Raw genomic sequence first — 17687 nt, 5'->3', positions numbered from 1 at the left:
CTAGACTAAAAAAAGCTGTTGTCACAGCCGTAACCGCTGCGTCCGGATGACTGACGCGGGCTAGCTGCAAAAGCAGGCACGGCTGTGCTCTTGGCTTACGGCCTTTTGCTCCATGACGAGCTGATTTGCCATCCTACCGACTGCGGTCTGCGTTCTTTTCAGGGTAATCTTTGATTTCTTCATGCGTTAGCCTGTACCACGCCGAGAGAAGTCAGAGTGCGGGCTAATCTCCTTCAACCTGTGCCCTTCACGCTGAAATGGGCTTGCACAAAGTGTTTCTTATGGATAGTATATAAGTATTGATTATTAAATTTATTAAGGAGGCTCCATGAAAAAAATCGTCCTGGGGACCACTCTGGTCCTGGTCGGTATCGCACTTTATACCAGTCTTGCGCTGGCGGCAGAAACGAGCCCGCTTGCCAATGCCATCGCCAAACAACTTGAAACGGCGCCGCAGTCCATCGACATGCAGGCGGCCCCCGGCTATCTGGGGATTCCCGGCGGGCCGCAGACCAACATGCTGCTGGCTTTCGGCTGGGCCCTGTGGGTAGGCTGGATTTTCTCTACGGTAGGGGCTTTTGGTGGTGTTATGGCTGGCGTGGGCCACATGAGTGTGCATGGCTTGGGCGCCTATGCCAAATCCTTTGGGCAGACGCCCCTCAACAAATCCATCACCGATTCTGTGCGGGTGTCCAACCAGATGCTGGCCGGGCTTTCCGCGGCCCTGAGCACCTTCAGCTACTATCGTCTGAAGCGTATCGTGCTGCCGCTGGGGATCGCTCTGGGTCTGGGGTCCATCGTGGGCGCTTTCATGGCAGTCAAGCTGACGGCCGGTAAACTGAATTTTTCCTCGTATCAGGGCTATTTTGGTCTCTTTGTCCTGCTGTTGGGCTGCTATCTGATGTGGGAGACCTCTCCCGCCGGGCAGCGTTCCAAGGCCAAGGCCAAAGAAGCTGCCAAAGCTTTCGAAGCGTCGGTGAAAAACAAGAATCCCGGTGAGGTCGTGGAGACCGGTGTCCGTCTGCGCAGCTTCAGTCTGGGACGCTGCGTCTTCACCTTCTGCGGCGTGGAGTTCTCCTTCAATCCTGTGCTGCCGTTCGTGGGCGGTATCGTCATCTCTTCCATTGCCGCCTTCCTGGGTGTGGGTGGCGGTTTCCTGCTGGTACCTTTCCTGACCAGCATCACCCAGCTGCCCATGTATCTGGCCGCAGGAACGTCCGCTCTGGCCGTGCTGGTGAGCATGATCACCGGTATCACGACCCTGCTGCTGCATGGCGTGACTGTGGACTGGTCCCTGGTGGGGCTGGAACTGGTGGGCATCGCCGTGGGCTCGCTTATCGGGCCTTACACGTCCCGCTTTTTCTCGGACATCTGGCTGAAGCGCCTTTTCATCGTCCTTGCCCTGTATGTGGGTACGGATTACGTCTTGCGCGGCTTCTTCAATTACCGTATTTTCGGATAACTACCGGAGGGCAGGGGCTTTCCCTGCCCTGTTTTTGCGCGGCATGAAAAGTTTTTTGTTGTGGATAGATCCTTGGTGCATCGCTCCGTACCGCTGGTTCCCGGAGCTGCCGGAATGGGGCTATATAGTGGGGACATGCGTACTGGCAGCCCAGGCCGTGGTGCTGGGCCTGCTGACCTTGCGGCTCGGGCAGCGCATGCATGCGGCCCGTCTCAAGGAACTGCGCACCGAGATGCGGCATTACCACAAGCTGAGTGAGCGAGCGTTGCGCGAGAGCGGCAAGGATGCTTACAAGGCAGTCAATCGCCAGGGGCATGAGGCCTTTGGCTATTATTTTTCCCTCAACGGAGCCCTGTGGGTAGCGTCGTTATGGCCTGTCCCTCTGGCTCTGGCCTGGATGCAGGCCCGTTTCGGTACGGTCAGCCCCTCCCTTCCCTTTTCTTTGCCCCTGCTGGGGCCTGAGCCGGGCTTCGTCTTCTGGTTCGTGCTGGCCTACATCCCCTTGCGCCTGCTGCTGGGACGTCTGGTATGTCCCGTCGGGCAGGACGGACAAGGGGCGATCATCGACTAATACGCGCCCGCCATGCGGGCAGGAGTCCATATATGGCGTCATCCATCGTCTACTCCTTGTGCGGCATGTGCAATACACGCTGCCCTGTGGAGATCCATTGTGAGAACGGCGTGCCGCGCTGGATATGCGGCAACAGCCACAGTGCTTCCGGGGCGGCCCTGTGCCCCCGGGGCGCCGCGTCCCTGGCTCTGTATGCTGATGATGAACGTCCGCAGGGGCCGTTGATCCGTGCCGGAGAGCGCGGCGCAGGACTGTGGCGTTCCGTGAGTTGGGACGAGGCCCTGGATTATGTGGCGGAACGATTGAAAACGATCATGGCCACTTACGGGCCGCGCAGTGTGCTCTGGTCCGAGCGGCCCGGGCCGTTCTCCGACATGAGCAAGGCCCTGATGCGCGGTCTGGGCTCGCCCAATTACTGCACTCATGATGACGCCTGTGCCCATAACGTCAACCAGGCCTCCTACTCCCTGACCGGTCACGGGCGCGGCAAATGGATCTATGATTTCAAGAACTGCCGCCATATCGTCGTGCAGGGCCGGAATTTTCTGGAATCTCTCAAGGTCGGGGAGCTCAATCAGGTGCTGGACGCGCTGGACAAGGGCTGTCGCCTGACCTGTGTGGACGTTCGTCCCACGGTGACGGGGCTCAAGGCACAGCAGAACCTCTGCATCCGTCCCGGCACGGATCTGGCTCTCAACCTGGCAGTGCTGTATGTCCTGATCGAAGAAAAACTCTACGATGCCGCGTATGTGGAGCGTTATGTCCAGGGTTTCGAAGCGCTGGCGGACTTTGTGCGCCCCTATTCGCCGCAATGGGCCGAAAGCCAGTGCGACATCCCGGCAGATGTCATCGCAGAGCTGGCGCGTTCCCTGGCCGCTGCGGCGCCGCAGGTCATCTGGCATGGCGGCTGGATGAGCACACGCTATCCCCAGTCGTTCATGGTCTGCCGTACGGCCTACCTCATCGACGCGTTGCTGGGCGCTTTCGGCAGTAAGGGCGGCCTGCTGCTGGCGGCGGGTCCCAAGGATGCCGGCCGCAAGGGCCTGCGCTCCTTCACCTCGCTGTATGCCGCCCCCGGGGAAAAGCGGGCGGACGGCGTCGGCTGGGCCGAACCGGCCTTTGCTCCCGGCACCAGCCTGCTGCACAAGGCCTTCCGGGCCGTGGAAAGCGGGGATCCGTATCCCGTCAAGGCCTACTTCACCCTCAAGCACGACCCTCTGTCCGCCATGCCGGACCCTGAACGGCAGAAGGCCCAGCTGGCCGGTCTGGAGCTGATGGTCTCGCTGACCTTTTCCTGGTCGGATACGGCCTGGTTCAGCGATGTGGTGCTGCCCATGCCGTCCTTTGTGGAGCGGGGATCCCTGCTCCAGGTCAAGAGCGGCAGCAAGCCTGCCTTCATCATGCGCAGCCCGGCTGCGGATATCCGTTTCGATACCCGGCCGGACTGGTGGATCCTGGGACAGCTGGCCCGCCGTCTGGGGCTGGAGGATCTGGCCTGCGAGACGCTGGAAGATGTCTGGCGCTTCCAGCTGGAAGGGACTGGTGTCTCCGTGGAGGATTTCCGGCACGGTTCCGTCTCTCTCGCAGATGCCCCCATCGATCTGGGCCCCCGTTTCGCGACGCCTTCCGGCAAGATAGAAGTCCTTTTCGGTCCCTGGCGGGAAGCCGGTCTGCCTTCGCTCATGCCCTGGCAGGACGTGCCCCGGCCGGGGAAGGGGCAGTTCCGCCTGATCGTGGGACGCAATGCGCGCCACACCCATTCGCACACCCAGAACAATCCCTTGCTGTACGACAGCCTGCCGGAAAACCGTGCCTGGATCGCCCCGGAACGGGCCCGCGAGCTGGGCGTGGAGGATGGAGATGCTGTCCGTATGGAAAGAGCTGACGGCAAGGGTGGCGAGATCCGGGTGCGTGTCATCCCCGGCATGCATCCCGATGCCGTGTTCATGCTGCATGGTTTCGGGCATCGCCTGCCGGTGGAGAGCAGGGCCCGCGGCAAGGGACTGGCAGACCAGGAGTTCATGCATGGCGGACTGGACAAGGAAGATGCCATGGTCCACGGCCTTGCCCTGCAGGAGCACTTTGTGACCCTGCGCCCCGTCCGCAATGATCATGCCCGGGAGGAAAACTGATGAGCAGTTCCACCTGCATCGTTTTTGACGAAAAACGCTGTGTCAATTGCAAGGCCTGCGAGATCCACTGCCGTCAGTGGCACGGGATCTCCCTGCCCCTGTGCCGGCAGCTGGGCGGCACGCCCGCTCTGAAAGAGGGCAAGGTCAACCTGCCCATGGGCTTCGTGACCTGTGTGCACTGTGCGCGGCCCGCCTGTCTTCGAGCCTGTACGCATGATGCCATGTGGCTGGATGAGGAAAACATCGTCCATATCGATGCCGACCGTTGTACGGGCTGCGGTGCCTGCGTGACGGCCTGTCCCTACCATGTGCCCCATCTGGATGCCGTTACCGGCAAGGCCTGCAAGTGTGATCTGTGCCATGACCGGCGCAAGGCCGGGCTGGAGCCCGTCTGTGTGGCCGGTTGCCTGGCCCGGGCCCTGCATGTGAGCAATGATGAGGACATGCATCGAAAGATGAGCCGTCAGACCATCCGCTGGATCAAGGATCTGGCAGAAAGCCTGCCGGAATAGACCATACGGTCGTCCAGACCGGTCCGCAGGGGACCAAGACAGCAGGGAGGCTTTGCCGTACGGGCAGGCCTCCCTGCTGGCGTTTCGGGCCCTTCCGGGAGGGCTTTGCGTGCGGAGCGGTTGACAAGGAGAGGTGGGCGACATAAAGAAATAATTTAGTAACTAAACTATTTTTTAAATAAATAATTAAGAGGGCTCACATGGAATGGACGCAGATACCGGATCTTTCGGAGATCCTGCTCTCTTTGGGAAAACACCCCACCCAGGGGCCGGATATGCCGGAAGGCACACTGCCCACGGCACCGGGGCGGATCATCGAGGCCCTGGTGGCCTGTGCCCCCAGAGGGCTCATGGTCAAGGAGCTGGCCCAGTTGCTCTACCTTTCGCCGGGCTGCATCTCGCAGACGGTGCAGGGGCTGGTCCTGGAGGGGCTGGTGGTGCGGGAACCATCGGAAAAGGACCGGCGGGCGGTCTCCATCCGTATGACGGACAAAGGCATGGAGCGCTACCGCTATCATCACGACAAGATCAACGGCATCCTGGACCATCTGCTGCGTGATGTGTCGGCGGAAGACAGGGCGACCTTCGAGCGTGTCCTTGCCATCGCCCTGGAGGAAGGCAAAAAACTGCGGGCAGCGCAGGCGCAGGGAGCGGGCAAATGAGAAGATTCCTCCTGTTGTCCCTGCTGCTGTTCCTGTGTGCCGTCCCCTTTGTCCGGGCGGCCATGCCGGGGCCGGGCATGCCGGTACCGGCGCCTGTGGTGGAAGTGGGGGGGTCCTTGCCGTACAGGACACCCAGAGCCGCCGCTATACCGGTCGGGTGGTCTCGCCTGCCACGGTATCGCTGGTGCCGCGAGTGGCGGGCGAGATCCTGGAAGTGGGTTTTCGCGATGGCGATACGGTCCAGGCCGGCCAGATGCTCTACCGCATCGATCCGGTGCGCTACGAGGCCGCGGTGAAGAATGCCCGGGGCAAGGTCGTGCAGTACAAGGCGGAGCACGCCTATGCCCGGGCCGACCTGGCCCGCAATCGCAGCCTGTTCAAAAAGCAGGCCGTCAAGCCGTGATGTGCTGGAAAGCGCCGAACGGCGGAGCAGGTGGCCTATGGTGAACTGCTGGCGGCGGAGGCCGACCTTGTGACGGCCCAGGATGACCTGTGCAACACCCGGATAGTGGCGCCCATGGCCGGGCGTATCGGGGTCACGGCCTTCACGGCCGGGAATTATGTGACCACCTCGTCCGGCACGCTGGTGACGCTGGTCAGGACGGATCCTGTGCGTGTGCGCTTTGGCCTGAGCGTACGCGACATGCAGGCTGTTTTCGGTTCCGAAGAGGAACTGCGCTCGCTGGGGCGGGTGCGGGTCCGGCTTGCCGACGGTACGGACTACGGGACCGAAGGCCGGGTGACCATCGTGGACAACACGGCGGAGGGTAGGACGGACACGATCCAGGTCTACGCCGAGCTGGCCAATCCCCAGAGCCGTCTCGTGCCTGAGAGCACGGTGGTGGTGACCCTGTACCGGCAGACGGACAGCCTTGTGCCTGCCGTGCCCCCGTCGGCCGTGCAGCATGACGCGCAGGGAGCGTTCGTCTATGTGGTGCAGGAGGACGACCGGGTGAGCCTGCGCCGCGTGACGCTGGGGAATCTGGTGGGCGAATCCCAGACGGTCCGCTCGGGGCTGACCGCCCATGAGCGGGTCGTCACGGACGGCACGCACAAGGTGGCTGACGGGATGAAGGTGGACTATGCCCGCAAGGGCGCGGATGCCGGAGTGCGGGACTAGCATGTTTTCGCGCATCTTCATCGAACGTCCCCGCCTTGCCGCTGTGGTGAGCCTGATCCTGCTGCTGGCCGGCGGCATCTCCCTGGCCAACCTGCCGGTGGCGGAATATCCCGAGATCGCGCCCCCCACGCTCTTCGTTTCGGCGACCTATTCCGGGGCCAGTGCCGACGTGGTGGCCCAGACCGTGGCCATGCCTTTGGAGAACGAGATCAACGGCGTGGAGGACCTGCTGTACTTTTCTTCCACCAGCAGCAATTCCGGCTCCTATTCCTGCTCCGTGACCTTCCGCTCCGGCACGGATTCCGACATCGCCCTCGTCAACCTGCAAAATGCCGTCAAACGGGCGGAGGCCCAGCTGCCCAGCGAGGTGACCAAGGTCGGCATCACGGTGGAGAAGCGCGGCAACGATATTCTGGCCATGCTGGCCTTCCAGACCGACGGCACCTCCCTGAGCCTGAACGAGCTGGTCAACTATGTGAACAACAACGTCAAGGATGCCCTGGCCCGTCTGGAGGGGGTCTCCTCGTCGGACATGATGTCGCAGCAGGAATACGCCATGCGCATCTGGATGGACCCCTTGCGCATGTCCGGGCTCGGCATCTCGTCCAGCGAGATCAGGAGCGCCGTGGAGGCGCAGAACGTGCAGGCGGCCGCGGGCACGCTGGGGGCCGAAGGCAGCAACCGTTACGTTTCCTACAAGCTCAATGTGCAGGGGCGCCTCAAGACGGCGGAAGAATTCGGCGAGATCGTGGTCCGCTCCGATGCCGACAGCGGCCGGATAGTACGCCTGCGGGACGTGGCCACTGTGGAGCTGGGCTCCAGCAGCTATTCAGGACGTTCCACCTTCAACGGCAAGGAAAGCGTGGGCCTGTCCCTGTACCGGAGCCCTGATGCCAATGCGCTGGCGACCATGAACCGCATCAAGGCCGAGCTGGCCACCTGGGAGCAGCGCTTCCCGCCCGGTGTGAGCTATTCCATCGCCTATGACCCGACCAAGTTCATCGTCGCCTCCATGCGGGAGATGGTCTCCACCCTGGTGGTGGCCCTGATCCTGGTCGTTCTGGTGACGTGGCTGTTCATCCAGGACTGGCGGGCCACGCTCATCCCGGCGGTGGCCATCCCCGTGTCGCTGGTGGGGACCTTCAGCGTCATGTACGCCCTGGGATACAGCATCAACACCCTGACCATGTTCGGCCTGATCCTCGTCATCGGTTCCCTGGTGGACGATGCCATCGTGGTGGTGGAGAACACGCAGGGCATCATGGAACGCGAAGGCCTGCCCGCCCGTGAGGCAGCCATAAAAAGCATGCGGCAGATCACCGGGGCTGTCATCGCCACGACTCTGGTCACGGTGGCCTGCTATGCTCCTCTGGCCTTTTACGGCGGCATGGTGGGGGCCATCTACCGCCAGTTCGTGGTGAGCATGTGCGTGGCCCTTTGCCTTTCCACCGTGGTGGCGCTGACGCTCAGCCCGGCTCTGTGCGCCCTGGTCCTGCGCAGGTCGGGCGGGCAGTGTGCCCCCATCTTCCTGCCCGTCAACAGGTTCCTGGACGCCCTGCGCGGCCGCTACCTGGGCATGACGGGGCGCCTTGTGCGGCGCGGCGGACTGACGCTGGGCATACTGGTCGGGAGCTTCCTCGGCGTATGGCTCTTGTGTGGGCATATCCCGCCGTCGTTCCTGCCCATGGAAGACAAGGGCGTCATCTTCTGCAATGTGGAATTGCCCGGCGATGCTGTCCAGGAACGTACCGATGCGGTGCTGGCCACGGTGCGCGAGCGTCTGGCGGCCATCCCCGGCATCCGTTCCGTCATGCAGGTCTCGGGCATGAGCATGCTCAGCGGCAGCGGGGAGAACGCGGCCATGTGCATCGTGGAGCTGGATCCCTGGGAGGAGCGCAGCACGCCGCAGACCCGCCTTTCGGCCATCATGGGACAGATCCAGGGACGGACGCATGACATCGCCGCCGCCAGCATCGTGGCCTTCACGCCGCCGGCCATCATGGGCCTGGGAGCCACGGGCGGTGCCTCGTTCGACATCTGCGGCATCGGGGACATCGATGCTTCCGCGCTGGCCACCGTCACGGACGCCTTTGTCGGTGATCTGTCGGCACGCCCCGAGACCATATTCGCCATGACGGCCTATGATGCGGCCACGCCGCAGCTCCGCCTGCGCCTGGACCGCGAAAAGGCCGAACTGCTGGGCGTACAGGCCGGGACCGTGTTTTCCACGCTCCAGGATGTGCTGGCGTCCTACTATATCAACGACTTCACCCTGAGCGGCAACAATTTCGAGGTCAAGCTCCAGGCCGGGGCCGACTCCCGCTCGTCGCTGCACCATGTGGAAGAATTGCTCATCCCCAACAGCAACGGCGACATGGTGCCCCTGAGCGCTCTGGGCACGCTCCAGTATGAAGTGGGGCCGCGCCAGATCACGCGCTTCAACAAGATGGTCGCGGCGGAGATCAACGCCCAGAGCGCCCCCGGTGTCAGCTCCGGCGACCTGTATGCGGCCATCGAGGGCATCAAGCTGCCCGCGGGCTACCATATCGAATGGACGGGCCTCAGCTATCAGGAAAAGCAGAACACCGGGCAGGTCGTGTTCCTCATGGGGCTGGTCCTGCTGTTCGCCTATCTTTTCCTGGTGGCGCAGTACGAGAGCTGGACGATCCCCGTGCCGGTGATGCTGACCGTCAGCTTTGCCGTGCTGGGGGCCCTGCTGGGGCTGACCGTCTGCGGGGAATCCATGAGCATCTATGCCCAGCTGGGCCTGGTCATGCTCATCGGCCTTGCGGCCAAGAACGCCATCCTGATGGTGGAATTCTCCAAGCAGGAGCGCGAGGGCGGCAAAGGCATCGAGGAGGCGGCCCTTTCGGGGGCTAACCTGCGTTTCCGCGCCGTGATGATGACGGCCTGGACCTTCCTCTTCGGCGTTCTGCCCTGGTGTTCGCGGACGGTGCGGGTGCCGCCAGCCGTCAGGCCATCGGCATCACGACCTTTGCCGGCATGCTGGCGGCCACATGTGTGGGCATTGTGTTCACACCGGCCCTGTATGCCGTTTTCCAGCGCCTGCGCGAAAAGGCTTCGAGAAAGTTCCGCGGCGGTCGCGCGGCCCTGTGCCTGCTGCTGGCCGTGTGCCTGTCCGGTCTGGGCGGCTGCACCCTGGGGCCTGACTTCAAGCGGGCGGACGCGGACGTACCGGAAAACTTCCTGCCCGGCACGCTTGCCGGTACGGGTGCCCCCCTGCGCCCGTCCTGGTGGGAGGAGTTTCATGATCCGCTGCTGACGGCCCTGGTGCTCGAAGCCCAGGAGGGGAGCCTTTCCGTCCGGCAGGCCGTGCAGCGGGTGGCCCAGTCGCGGGCGGCACGCATGGAGGCCCGTGCGGAATTCCTGCCGGATGCCACAGGGACGGGCGAGCTTGCCCGCTCCCGGAACTATGCGCCCGACGGGACAGCCACCAAACTGGACGCCTCCGTGCAGCTGGCCTTGGCCGTGGACGTGTTCGGCGGGCTGCGGCGCAGCCTGGAAGCTGCCGGGGCCGATCTGGAGGCCGCGGGCATAAGCCTTGCCGACGCACGCGCCTCCCTGGCGGTGGAAGTGGCCAATGGCTATGTGGATCTGCGGCTGGCACAGGAAAAACTCCGCATCGCACTGGAGAACGTGGCCGTGCAGCGGGATACGGTACGCGTCATCCAGGCCCGTGCCGATGCCGGTACCGTGGCCATGCTCGACCTGCATGCCGCCCGGGCCCAGATGGAGACCACGCAGGCGTCCGTGCCGTCGGCGGAAGCGGAGGTCGTGGCGGCCATCCGCGGTCTGGAGGCCCTTGCCGGCCGCAATCCCGGCATGTTCGATGCCCGGCTGTCCCCCGCCGGGCCCATACCGGAATTGCGCAGTCTGCCTTCGGCCGTGCCTTCCGATCTGCTGCGCCGCAGGCCGGACGTCCGCAAGGCCGAAGCCGAGCACCATGCGGCCACGGCACGCATCGGGGTGGCCCAGGCAGCGCTCTTTCCCAGCTTTTCCCTTGTGGGTAGCGGGGCCGTCACTTCCTCGGACTTCGTCTCCTGGAGCGACGCCATGAAGAGCCTGGGCGTGGGGCCCATGGCAAGCTGGAACATCTTCTCGTTCGGCCGGAACAAGGCCATGGTGGATCAGGCCCGGGCAGCCGCGGCAGAGGCCGCTCTTGTGTACCGGGAAACGGTCCTGGAGGCCCTGCATGACGTGGAGACGTCCTGGTCGGCCTATGAAAAGGAATCACGCCGGGAAGACGGCCTGCGTGCGGCCCGGGACCATCAGAGACAGGCCCTGCGGCTTTCCCGCGATCTATACGCGGGGGGCAAGGGCGACTATCTGGATGTCCTGACGGCCCAGGCATCCAGCCTGAGCGCCGAGACGGAATACGCCTCGCATCGGGCGGCCATGGCCAAGGATGCAGTTTCTCTCGTCAGGGCCCTTGGCGGCGGCTGGACAGGAGAAAACATGACGCAGCCTTGATGAAGAAGAGCCCTGCCGGATACCGGCAGGGCTCTTTCATATCGGTGGACCGGCCGCATCTCAGTTGGCCGTGACTTCCTTTTCTTCCACCACAGGCGCTTCATCCTCATCCAGCGTCACGACGAAATAGCGTCGCCCGCCGGTATCCTTGCCCAGGTGCTGCTGCAAAACGGGCAGCATGGCCTGCAGCAGGGTGCGGAAGTCATCATCCCGTCCCGTACAGCGGATCTCTGTCCGCCAGAGGTTCTTGCCGCGGCCGCCGTCCGGTGCCCGTGTGCAGCCTTCCAGCAGCAGCCCGGCATGGAAAAAGACCTTGGTCCGCGTCTCTTCCTCGCGCACCCAGCGGGTATGGCGAAAATGCCCCCGGCCCCAGGTGTAGGGCACATAGCTGACCGTGGTGTAGATGCGCACGTCGGGCTCGCTGATGCCGAAGCTGATGAAGACCAGGTTATCGCTTTTGTCCTGCGGCTGTCCGTCCAGTTTCAGGGTGTAGCCCCGGGCCGTGAAGCAGGGCTCCAGCTGTGCGGCCACATCCCGGAACCGCAGGTCGTCCTCGGCCATGCCTTCCACGCCGGGGCGGGGAACATAGACGGTGCCGGCGTTGTCGGCCTGGGGGCCGCGCAGGGAATCCACGCTCACGCCGTACTGGGGGGCGCAGGCGCCCAGCCAGGGCAGGAGCAGCAAACAGAGCAGAATCAGGCAGCAAGGCCTGCCGGTATGACGGAAGCGGGGACGGATCATGCGACACCCCCCTTGGTGGTATGCCGAGGCTCAGGAACTGTCCGCCTGTGCCACGGGGCACCGGCAGGCAGGGCACTTTTTGCACCCGGATGTTTTTTGACGGGGCCTGTTTACAGGGTCGCGCCGAGGGCGGCGAGGCACGAGACCCCGGCCAGCAGGACGGCCAGCAGCAGGGTCAGCAGCTTGCCGCCGGTGGAGATACGGCGCGGGGCCACCTGCATCTTCAGGGCCACCATGCCCTGGAGGATGCGCTGCAGGGGCCAGAGCACGCTCAGCAGGAGACCGCCGGCACAAATAAGGATCATGCCTTTGACGCCCTGGACTTCCAGCAGCTGGACGAAGGCGTCCTTCCAGGGCATCTGCTGCCGGCTCATGGCGGTGCTGATCTCGTTGATGCGCTGCTGGGACTCCGATCCGATCAGGGTCGAGCTGGCGGTGGCCATGCCGCCGATGAGCAGGAAGACCAGCAGGAGGAAGAGCCCGGCCGAGCCCATGATCCAGGAGGCGTGCTGGGCATCGTCCTCCAAGCCTTCCTTGCGGGCGCTGTTGCGGATCGTCAGGGCCAGCAGGGGGGCGATGATCCAGAGCAGAAAACTCAGGTTGGACAGGGGCGTGGCGAACATGGCCACAAGCAGCAGAAAGTACAATCCCCACAGCGGCAGGGGATTGCGGATGGCAGCAGACATGACGGATCCTTGCAAGGGGTTAGACGATCTGCCCGTCACGGACAGGGGTTCCTTCTTTCTGGATAGCATGATGCCTGCCGCCCTGCCAGCGGAAAAACACCGGCCCGCCGGACGTGGTGTTGACTGCGAGCCCCTCGTCTCAGGCCTGTCCCGCCGCATCCTCATGGGGGAAGATGCGGGCCAGCTCTTCCGGCGGGAAGGGGCCGCGGGCATGGCCGTCCTCAAAAAGCAGGAGTCGGGTCGCCAGACGGCGTGCCTGGGCGATCCCGTGCGAGACGAGGATGATGGCGTAACGTTCCGAAAGCTGCAGGAGCAGATCCTCGATGCGGCGGGTACTGGCCGGGTCGAGGGATGCCGTGGGCTCGTCCAGCAAGAGGATCTGCGGCTCCAGGGCCAGCGTGCGGGCCAGACAGAGGCGTTGCTGCTGGCCGCCGGAAAGGGAGCCGGCAGGGTCGCCCAGCCTGTCATGGACTTCCGGCCACAGGCCCACGTCTTCCAGACTGCGCCGGGCCCGTGAGCGGGCCTCGTCCATATCCAGCCCGGCAGCCAGCTGCAGGGGCAGCAGCAGGTTTTGTCCGATACTGGCTGGCAGCACATTGGGGGTCTGGAAGACCATGCCCACCTGACGGCGCAGACGGGAGAGGGCCTCCTCGCCCCGCAGGCGGCTGATGTCCCGCATCTCCCCGTCCAGCAAGAGTTCCACCTGCCCCTGCATGCGGCTGTCCTTGGTGCAGTCGTGCAGGCGGTTCAGGCAGCGCAGGAAACTGGTCTTGCCGGAACCGGAACGCCCCAGCAGGACGCTGATGCCGTGGCGCGGCAGTTCAAGATCCACATGGTGCAGGATGGCGCGGCCGTTGAGGTGCAGGCACAGATCATGGATGCGGACAAGAGGGGTCATTGCGGTCCTCCCGAAAACGTCAGGGGCGTCATGCCCGGCTGCCGTTCCCGGCGGAAACGTTCATGCAGCCACCAGGCCAGCAGGAGCAGGCCGCCGGAAATGGCCAGCAGGGTCAGGGCGGCGCCGAAGCCCCGCTGCAGCTCTTCCGGTGTCTGGTATTGGGCAGCCGTGTAATAGATGAAAAAGGGCAGGGCTTCGAAACGCAGGCCCAGACCGGCGGGGAGCCCCGCGTTGGCCACTACGCCGGTAAGCAGGATGACGGCCGTATCCTCGGCGGAACGGCCCAGGGCCAGCATGATTCCGCTCAGGATGCCGCGACTGGCCTGCGGCAGCAACAGGTGGCGCACGACCTGGCCGTGACGCAGGCCCAGGGCGGCCCCGCTCAGGCGCAGGGAGGCGGGCAGGCTCTCCAGGGCGGTGCGCGTGGTCACCACCAGCGCGGGCAGGACCAGCAGGGCCAGGCAGCCCCCGGCCAGCAACAGGCCGGAGCTGGCCCCGGCAAAGCCCAGACGATGCAGGAACAGGATGAGGGTGAAGCCGAAGATGCCCATGACGATGGACGGGACGCCGGACAGGATGTCCATCAGGCTGTTGAGCAGGCGCTGCATACGGGGCGGGGCGTATTCCGCCAGGTAGATGCCGCAGCCGATGCCGGGCACGAGGACCAGGGCCATGGTGATGCCCAGCAGGCAGAGGGTCCCCAGACAGGCGGGCCAGATGCCGTCCCAGATGGGAAAGCGTCCCAGCAGGGCGGGCCAGAACGGCGCGTCACCCACCAGAAGCGCGGCATCCAGCACCGGCAGCCCCCGCCGGAGCAAAAAGCCCAGCAGCGCGAGGACACAGGCGCTGCACAAAAGACCGGCACCGCGCGCCAGCAGGTGCAGGCCCGCGGGAGCATGGCGGCGCCAGAGGGCGGGGACGGGCGGCAGGAGCACGTCCTGCTTTTTTTCCAGACGCCGCAACACCAGGCTGACGCCGGTACTGATGCAAAGCAGAAGCCCCCCGGCCACGAACAGGGAATTGTAGGCCGGGCCGCCCACGTCCGTGGCCGTGACCAGCCCCATGTGGGCGGTCAGGGTCCGCAGCCCGGCGAACAGGTTTTGCGGGACGTTGGGCGCATTGCCGCTGAGCATGAGCGGGATGAGGGTGTCCCCGATGGCCCGGCCGAAGCCCAGCAGGCCGGCGGTCAGCAGCCAGCGGCGAACGGCGGGCAGGGCAAGGCAGGCAAGGACGGTATCCCTGCTCATGCCCAGGGAAAGAGCGGGCAGGAGCAGGCGGCGCATCTGTTCGCGCAGGGCCACGTCCATGACCAGCACCATGGTGGGGCTGATGAGCAGGGCCAGGACACAGGCGGCGGAGAGCCAGCACAGGCCGGAGCCCTGTCCGGCGGCCTCCCTGACCAGAGGCGTGAGCAGGAACACGGCGGCAAAGCCGTAGACCACCGTGGGGATGGCGGTCATGAAGCGGATGAGGCCCGTGAGCCATTTTTGCCGGAACGCCGGGCGGGGATCCTGCAGGGCGCAGGCCAGCCCCAGGGACAGGGGCCAGGCCAGCAGCAGGGCGGAAAAGGACAGGATGAGGGAGCCCGCCAGCATGGGCAGGATGCCGAAGTCCGCGGGGGGACGCCACGCCCAGGAGAAGATCAGGCTGCCCTGGGCGCTCCAGAGCACCGGCAGGGCAAAGCAGCCCACCAGGGCGAACAGGGCGCCCGTGGCAAGGATGACGAGCAGGCCGCACAGACGGGGCAGGGTCCCGCTGCGCCGCAGAAAAGGAAATGCCATGTTCAGGATCCCGGCGGGGCGGCATGGCCGCCCCGCATAGTGTGGTGACAGATTACTTGCGGCCGGTGGGGATGTAGCCGCTCTTTTCGATGATGGCGCTGCCTTCAGGCGAGTAGATATAGTCGATGAAGGCCTTGGTCAGGCCGGAGGGCGCACCCTTGGTGTTCATGTACAGCAGGCGGGTCAGGGTGTAGGCGCCGGAGGCGGCGTTTTCCTGCGAGGGGACCATCTTGTCGAAGGTCAGGGCAGCCACGCTCTTGTCCACATGGCCGATGCCCACATAACCGATGCCCAGCTTGTCCTGGCCGATGGCCGTCTTCATGGCGCCGTTGGAGTTCACCACATTGGCGGAAGCCACGATGGGGCCTTTTTTCAGGGCCTTTTCCACAAAGACTTCACGGGTGCCGCTGCCGTCTTCGCGGGTGTAGACCGTGATGGGGGCGTCAGCGCCGCCCAGGGCCTTCCAGTTGGTGATCTTGCCGGCAAAGATGTCCTGGGCCTGCTGGGCCGTGATGGCCCGCACCTTGTTGGCGGGGTTGACCACCAGGGCCACACCGTCGATGGCAAAGGGGAAGCTCTGCAGGCCGTACTTGGCGATCTCCTTTTCCTTGAGGGCGCGACCGGTATTGCCGATCTGCACCAGGCCTTCGCCCACCTGCTGCACGCCCACGCCGGAACCGCCGCCGGCCACGGTGATGCGGATGTCGGGATTGGCGGTCATGATGTTTTTGGCGGCGCCTTTCATGACCGGGATGTGGGCCGTGCCGCCGGCGATATCAAGCGTGCCGGAAAGGCCCTTGAAGCTGTCCAGCGGAGCGGCGTGGGACGTCATGGCAAAGATCAGGCCCGCCATCAGGGCGGGCAGCAGGAAACGGCAGGTTTTCATGATGACCTCTCGTACGGAAAATGTGGGCTGTTGCGGGAACAGCGGGAAACGCGCCGGGCGCGTCGCCTCGAACCGGGAACACCGGCAGAGGACGGGCGCGTGCGTGCGGTCCGGGACCGCGACGGCACGCCCCGAAAGCATATCGGGACACATTATCCAGGAAAGGTGCGGGAAAGCGGCGGGCGGGCGATGCTGGGCAGCATCCTACCTCGGAGGCATCGCCCGGAAAGGTCTTGCGCTGTCTGGGAGCCGCCAGGACCATCCGTTTCCGGCACACATGCCTGAACGCACAGATCTCCCCACGGGAGTCCGGCGCATGCGTCAACAGAAACGGATATGCATGGTGACCTCCAGCCATTGCCGCCCAAAGGCGGCGTGTTCACAATAATGTCCCAGTGTAAGAAGAAAGGAAGGCGGGGTCAATACGATGCCCCTGCATACGATAACGCCTTCTTGCCTTGGAGCGGGGAGCATGACTATAGTCTGTCCCCGTTGCCGCAAGACGGTAGCGCGGCAGGATCACTGCGAAACATATCGGGGAGGTACACCATGGCGGTAGGCTGGGCGGGCGATAATGCCGTGCAGGATCAGATCCAGGATTCCATCGCTGACGAGGTGCGGCGGGCCAGAGCCTGTTTGCCCCGGGGCGAGAGCCGTGCCTTTTGTGAGGAATGCGGCGAACCCATCCCCGAGGCCCGGCGGCGGGCCCTGCCCGGTGTGCGGCTGTGCCTGGAATGCCAGCAGGAAGCCGACAAAGAGCAGCACGCCGTGCATCTGTACAACCGCAAAGGCAGCAAGGACAGCCAGCTGCGCTGATCCTGAGCAAGGACGAGGAAGATCGTATGTCGGGCTTGTTGGCGCGTCTGCGGGCGCGCATCCCCCTGGAGGAAGGTTCGCTGGTCCTGATCACCATGATCTGGGGCGCCACCTTCATCATCATCCGCAGTGCCCTGGAAGCCACGGGGCCCTTCTTTTTCGTGGGCGTGCGTTTCGCTTTTGCCGCCTTGGCCCTGATCCTGTTCTTCCTGCCGCTGCTCAAGGACTTCACCTGGCGGGAAGTCTGGGCTGGCATGAGCATAGGCCTGTGCATCTTTGGCGGTTATGCCCTGCAGACCTGTGGCCTTCAGACCATCACGGCCAGCAAGTCGGCCTTCATCACGGCCTTCTATGTGCCGCTGGTGCCCCTGCTGCAATGGCTGGTCATGAAGCGCCCGCCGCATTTGATGGCCTGGGTGGGCATCGCGCTGGCCTTTCCCGGCGTCCTGCTGCTGTCCGGGCCCGATGACAGCAGCGCGGGCTTTGGCTGGGGCGAGATGCTGACGGCCATCAGCGCGCTGGCCATCGCCATGGAGATCATCCTCATCGGTCTGGTGGCCCGCAGCGTCAATGCCCGGCGCGTCACCATCGTGCAGGTGCTCATGGCCTCTTTGCTCAGTTTTGCCACCATGCCCCTGGTGGGCGAAAGCGTGCCGCCGCCTTCCTGGCTGGTGCTGGGCAGCGCCTTTGCCCTGGGCGTTTCCACGGCGGGCATCCAGTACGCCATCAACTGGGCGCAGAAAAAGGTCTCGCCCACCCGTGCCACGCTCATCTATTCCTGTGAACCGGTCTGGGCGGGCATCTTCGGCCGCATGGCCGGGGAACGCCTGCCGGGGCTGGCGCTGCTGGGCGGGGCCATGATCCTGGCAGGGGTGCTGGTCAGCGAGCTGAAGCCGGGCGGCCGGAAAAAGGGGAAGGACGCGGCCCGT

14 protein-coding genes and 2 pseudogenes are annotated in these 17687 nt (G+C 64.5%); 11 read left to right on the top strand and 5 right to left on the bottom strand.

The features are described from left to right. Nucleotides 1-328: 328 nt before the first annotated feature. From ACQRCJ_RS10160 to ACQRCJ_RS10120, 9 genes and pseudogenes are all read left to right on the top strand, one after another. Nucleotides 329-1462, top strand: a complete 1134-nt coding sequence (locus ACQRCJ_RS10160; protein WP_427799741.1) for a sulfite exporter TauE/SafE family protein — start codon at nt 329-331, stop codon at nt 1460-1462. Between the two features lie 58 nt (nt 1463-1520). Further along, nucleotides 1521-2033, top strand: a complete 513-nt coding sequence (locus ACQRCJ_RS10155) for a hypothetical protein (protein WP_303930551.1) — start codon at nt 1521-1523, stop codon at nt 2031-2033. 32 nt (nt 2034-2065) lie between these two features. Continuing rightward, entirely contained in the window at nt 2066-4165 is a 2100-nt protein-coding gene (locus ACQRCJ_RS10150) for a molybdopterin-dependent oxidoreductase (RefSeq protein WP_427799740.1), read from the top strand. Next, entirely contained in the window at nt 4165-4677 is a 513-nt protein-coding gene (locus ACQRCJ_RS10145; RefSeq protein WP_427799739.1) for a 4Fe-4S dicluster domain-containing protein, read from the top strand. Before ACQRCJ_RS10150 ends, ACQRCJ_RS10145 begins: the two co-directional genes overlap by 1 nt. Nucleotides 4678-4877: 200 nt before the next feature. Then, entirely contained in the window at nt 4878-5339 is a 462-nt protein-coding gene (locus ACQRCJ_RS10140; RefSeq protein WP_168936198.1) for a MarR family winged helix-turn-helix transcriptional regulator, read from the top strand. Between the two features lie 34 nt (nt 5340-5373). Then, complete coding sequence (locus ACQRCJ_RS10135; protein WP_427799738.1) at nt 5374-5742, top strand: efflux RND transporter periplasmic adaptor subunit; 369 nt, start codon at nt 5374-5376, stop codon at nt 5740-5742. Nucleotides 5743-5766: 24 nt separating this feature from the next. Next, a pseudogene (locus ACQRCJ_RS10130) lies at nt 5767-6459 on the top strand (efflux RND transporter periplasmic adaptor subunit); the annotation flags it as partial. After that, nucleotides 6422-9388 (top strand): annotated as a pseudogene (locus ACQRCJ_RS10125) (efflux RND transporter permease subunit); the annotation flags it as partial. The pseudogenes ACQRCJ_RS10130 and ACQRCJ_RS10125, both read left to right, overlap by 38 nt. Before the next feature lie 200 nt (nt 9389-9588). Further along, nucleotides 9589-10950 (top strand): efflux transporter outer membrane subunit, encoded by a 1362-nt coding sequence (locus tag ACQRCJ_RS10120; protein WP_427799737.1) that lies wholly within the window; start codon nt 9589-9591, stop codon nt 10948-10950. A gap of 60 nt (nt 10951-11010) precedes the next feature. Here the strand turns inward: ACQRCJ_RS10120 and ACQRCJ_RS10115 are convergent, their stop codons facing one another. The 5 genes from ACQRCJ_RS10115 to ACQRCJ_RS10095 form a co-directional block, all read right to left on the bottom strand. After that, a complete protein-coding gene (locus ACQRCJ_RS10115) occupies nt 11011-11691 on the bottom strand; it encodes a hypothetical protein (protein ID WP_427799736.1) in 681 nt (226 codons plus the stop codon). A 110-nt stretch (nt 11692-11801) separates the two neighbouring features. Continuing rightward, a complete protein-coding gene (locus ACQRCJ_RS10110) occupies nt 11802-12377 on the bottom strand; it encodes a hypothetical protein (protein ID WP_300646405.1) in 576 nt (191 codons plus the stop codon). Between the two features lie 139 nt (nt 12378-12516). Further along, the gene (locus ACQRCJ_RS10105; protein ID WP_204674124.1) at nt 12517-13275 is read right to left on the bottom strand and encodes a phosphate ABC transporter ATP-binding protein; all 759 of its coding nucleotides are present in this window, start codon (nt 13273-13275) and stop codon (nt 12517-12519) included. Continuing rightward, a complete protein-coding gene (locus ACQRCJ_RS10100) occupies nt 13272-15056 on the bottom strand; it encodes an ABC transporter permease subunit (RefSeq protein WP_427799735.1) in 1785 nt (594 codons plus the stop codon). Before ACQRCJ_RS10100 ends, ACQRCJ_RS10105 begins: the two co-directional genes overlap by 4 nt. Before the next feature lie 52 nt (nt 15057-15108). After that, the gene (locus tag ACQRCJ_RS10095) at nt 15109-15942 is read right to left on the bottom strand and encodes a phosphate ABC transporter substrate-binding protein (RefSeq protein WP_168936190.1); all 834 of its coding nucleotides are present in this window, start codon (nt 15940-15942) and stop codon (nt 15109-15111) included. Nucleotides 15943-16491: 549 nt separating this feature from the next. Between ACQRCJ_RS10095 and ACQRCJ_RS10090 the strand changes: the two genes are divergently transcribed. Next, the gene (locus ACQRCJ_RS10090; RefSeq protein ID WP_204625229.1) at nt 16492-16758 is read left to right on the top strand and encodes a DksA/TraR family C4-type zinc finger protein; all 267 of its coding nucleotides are present in this window, start codon (nt 16492-16494) and stop codon (nt 16756-16758) included. Between the two features lie 26 nt (nt 16759-16784). Beyond that, a partial coding sequence (locus ACQRCJ_RS10085; RefSeq protein WP_427799734.1) for a DMT family transporter occupies nt 16785-17687 on the top strand: 903 nt, incomplete at its 3' end.

This window comes from Desulfovibrio sp. SGI.102 (assembly GCF_050314315.1).
Lineage (GTDB): Bacteria > Desulfobacterota > Desulfovibrionia > Desulfovibrionales > Desulfovibrionaceae > Desulfovibrio.
Note: the sequence above shows the minus strand (reverse complement) of the source record. Positions and strands in the feature narration are given on the sequence as shown.

Coding starts and splice junctions, on each gene's coding strand:
- ACQRCJ_RS10160 (WP_427799741.1), top strand. CDS start 329: ATGAAAAAAATCGTCCTGGGGACCACTCTGGTCCTGGTCGGTATCGCA.
- ACQRCJ_RS10150 (WP_427799740.1), top strand. CDS start 2,066: ATGGCGTCATCCATCGTCTACTCCTTGTGCGGCATGTGCAATACACGC.
- ACQRCJ_RS10145 (WP_427799739.1), top strand. CDS start 4,165: ATGAGCAGTTCCACCTGCATCGTTTTTGACGAAAAACGCTGTGTCAAT.
- ACQRCJ_RS10140 (WP_168936198.1), top strand. CDS start 4,878: ATGGAATGGACGCAGATACCGGATCTTTCGGAGATCCTGCTCTCTTTG.
- ACQRCJ_RS10115 (WP_427799736.1), bottom strand. CDS start 11,691: ATGATCCGTCCCCGCTTCCGTCATACCGGCAGGCCTTGCTGCCTGATT.
- ACQRCJ_RS10110 (WP_300646405.1), bottom strand. CDS start 12,377: ATGTCTGCTGCCATCCGCAATCCCCTGCCGCTGTGGGGATTGTACTTT.
- ACQRCJ_RS10105 (WP_204674124.1), bottom strand. CDS start 13,275: ATGACCCCTCTTGTCCGCATCCATGATCTGTGCCTGCACCTCAACGGC.
- ACQRCJ_RS10100 (WP_427799735.1), bottom strand. CDS start 15,056: ATGGCATTTCCTTTTCTGCGGCGCAGCGGGACCCTGCCCCGTCTGTGC.
- ACQRCJ_RS10095 (WP_168936190.1), bottom strand. CDS start 15,942: ATGAAAACCTGCCGTTTCCTGCTGCCCGCCCTGATGGCGGGCCTGATC.
- ACQRCJ_RS10090 (WP_204625229.1), top strand. CDS start 16,492: ATGGCGGTAGGCTGGGCGGGCGATAATGCCGTGCAGGATCAGATCCAG.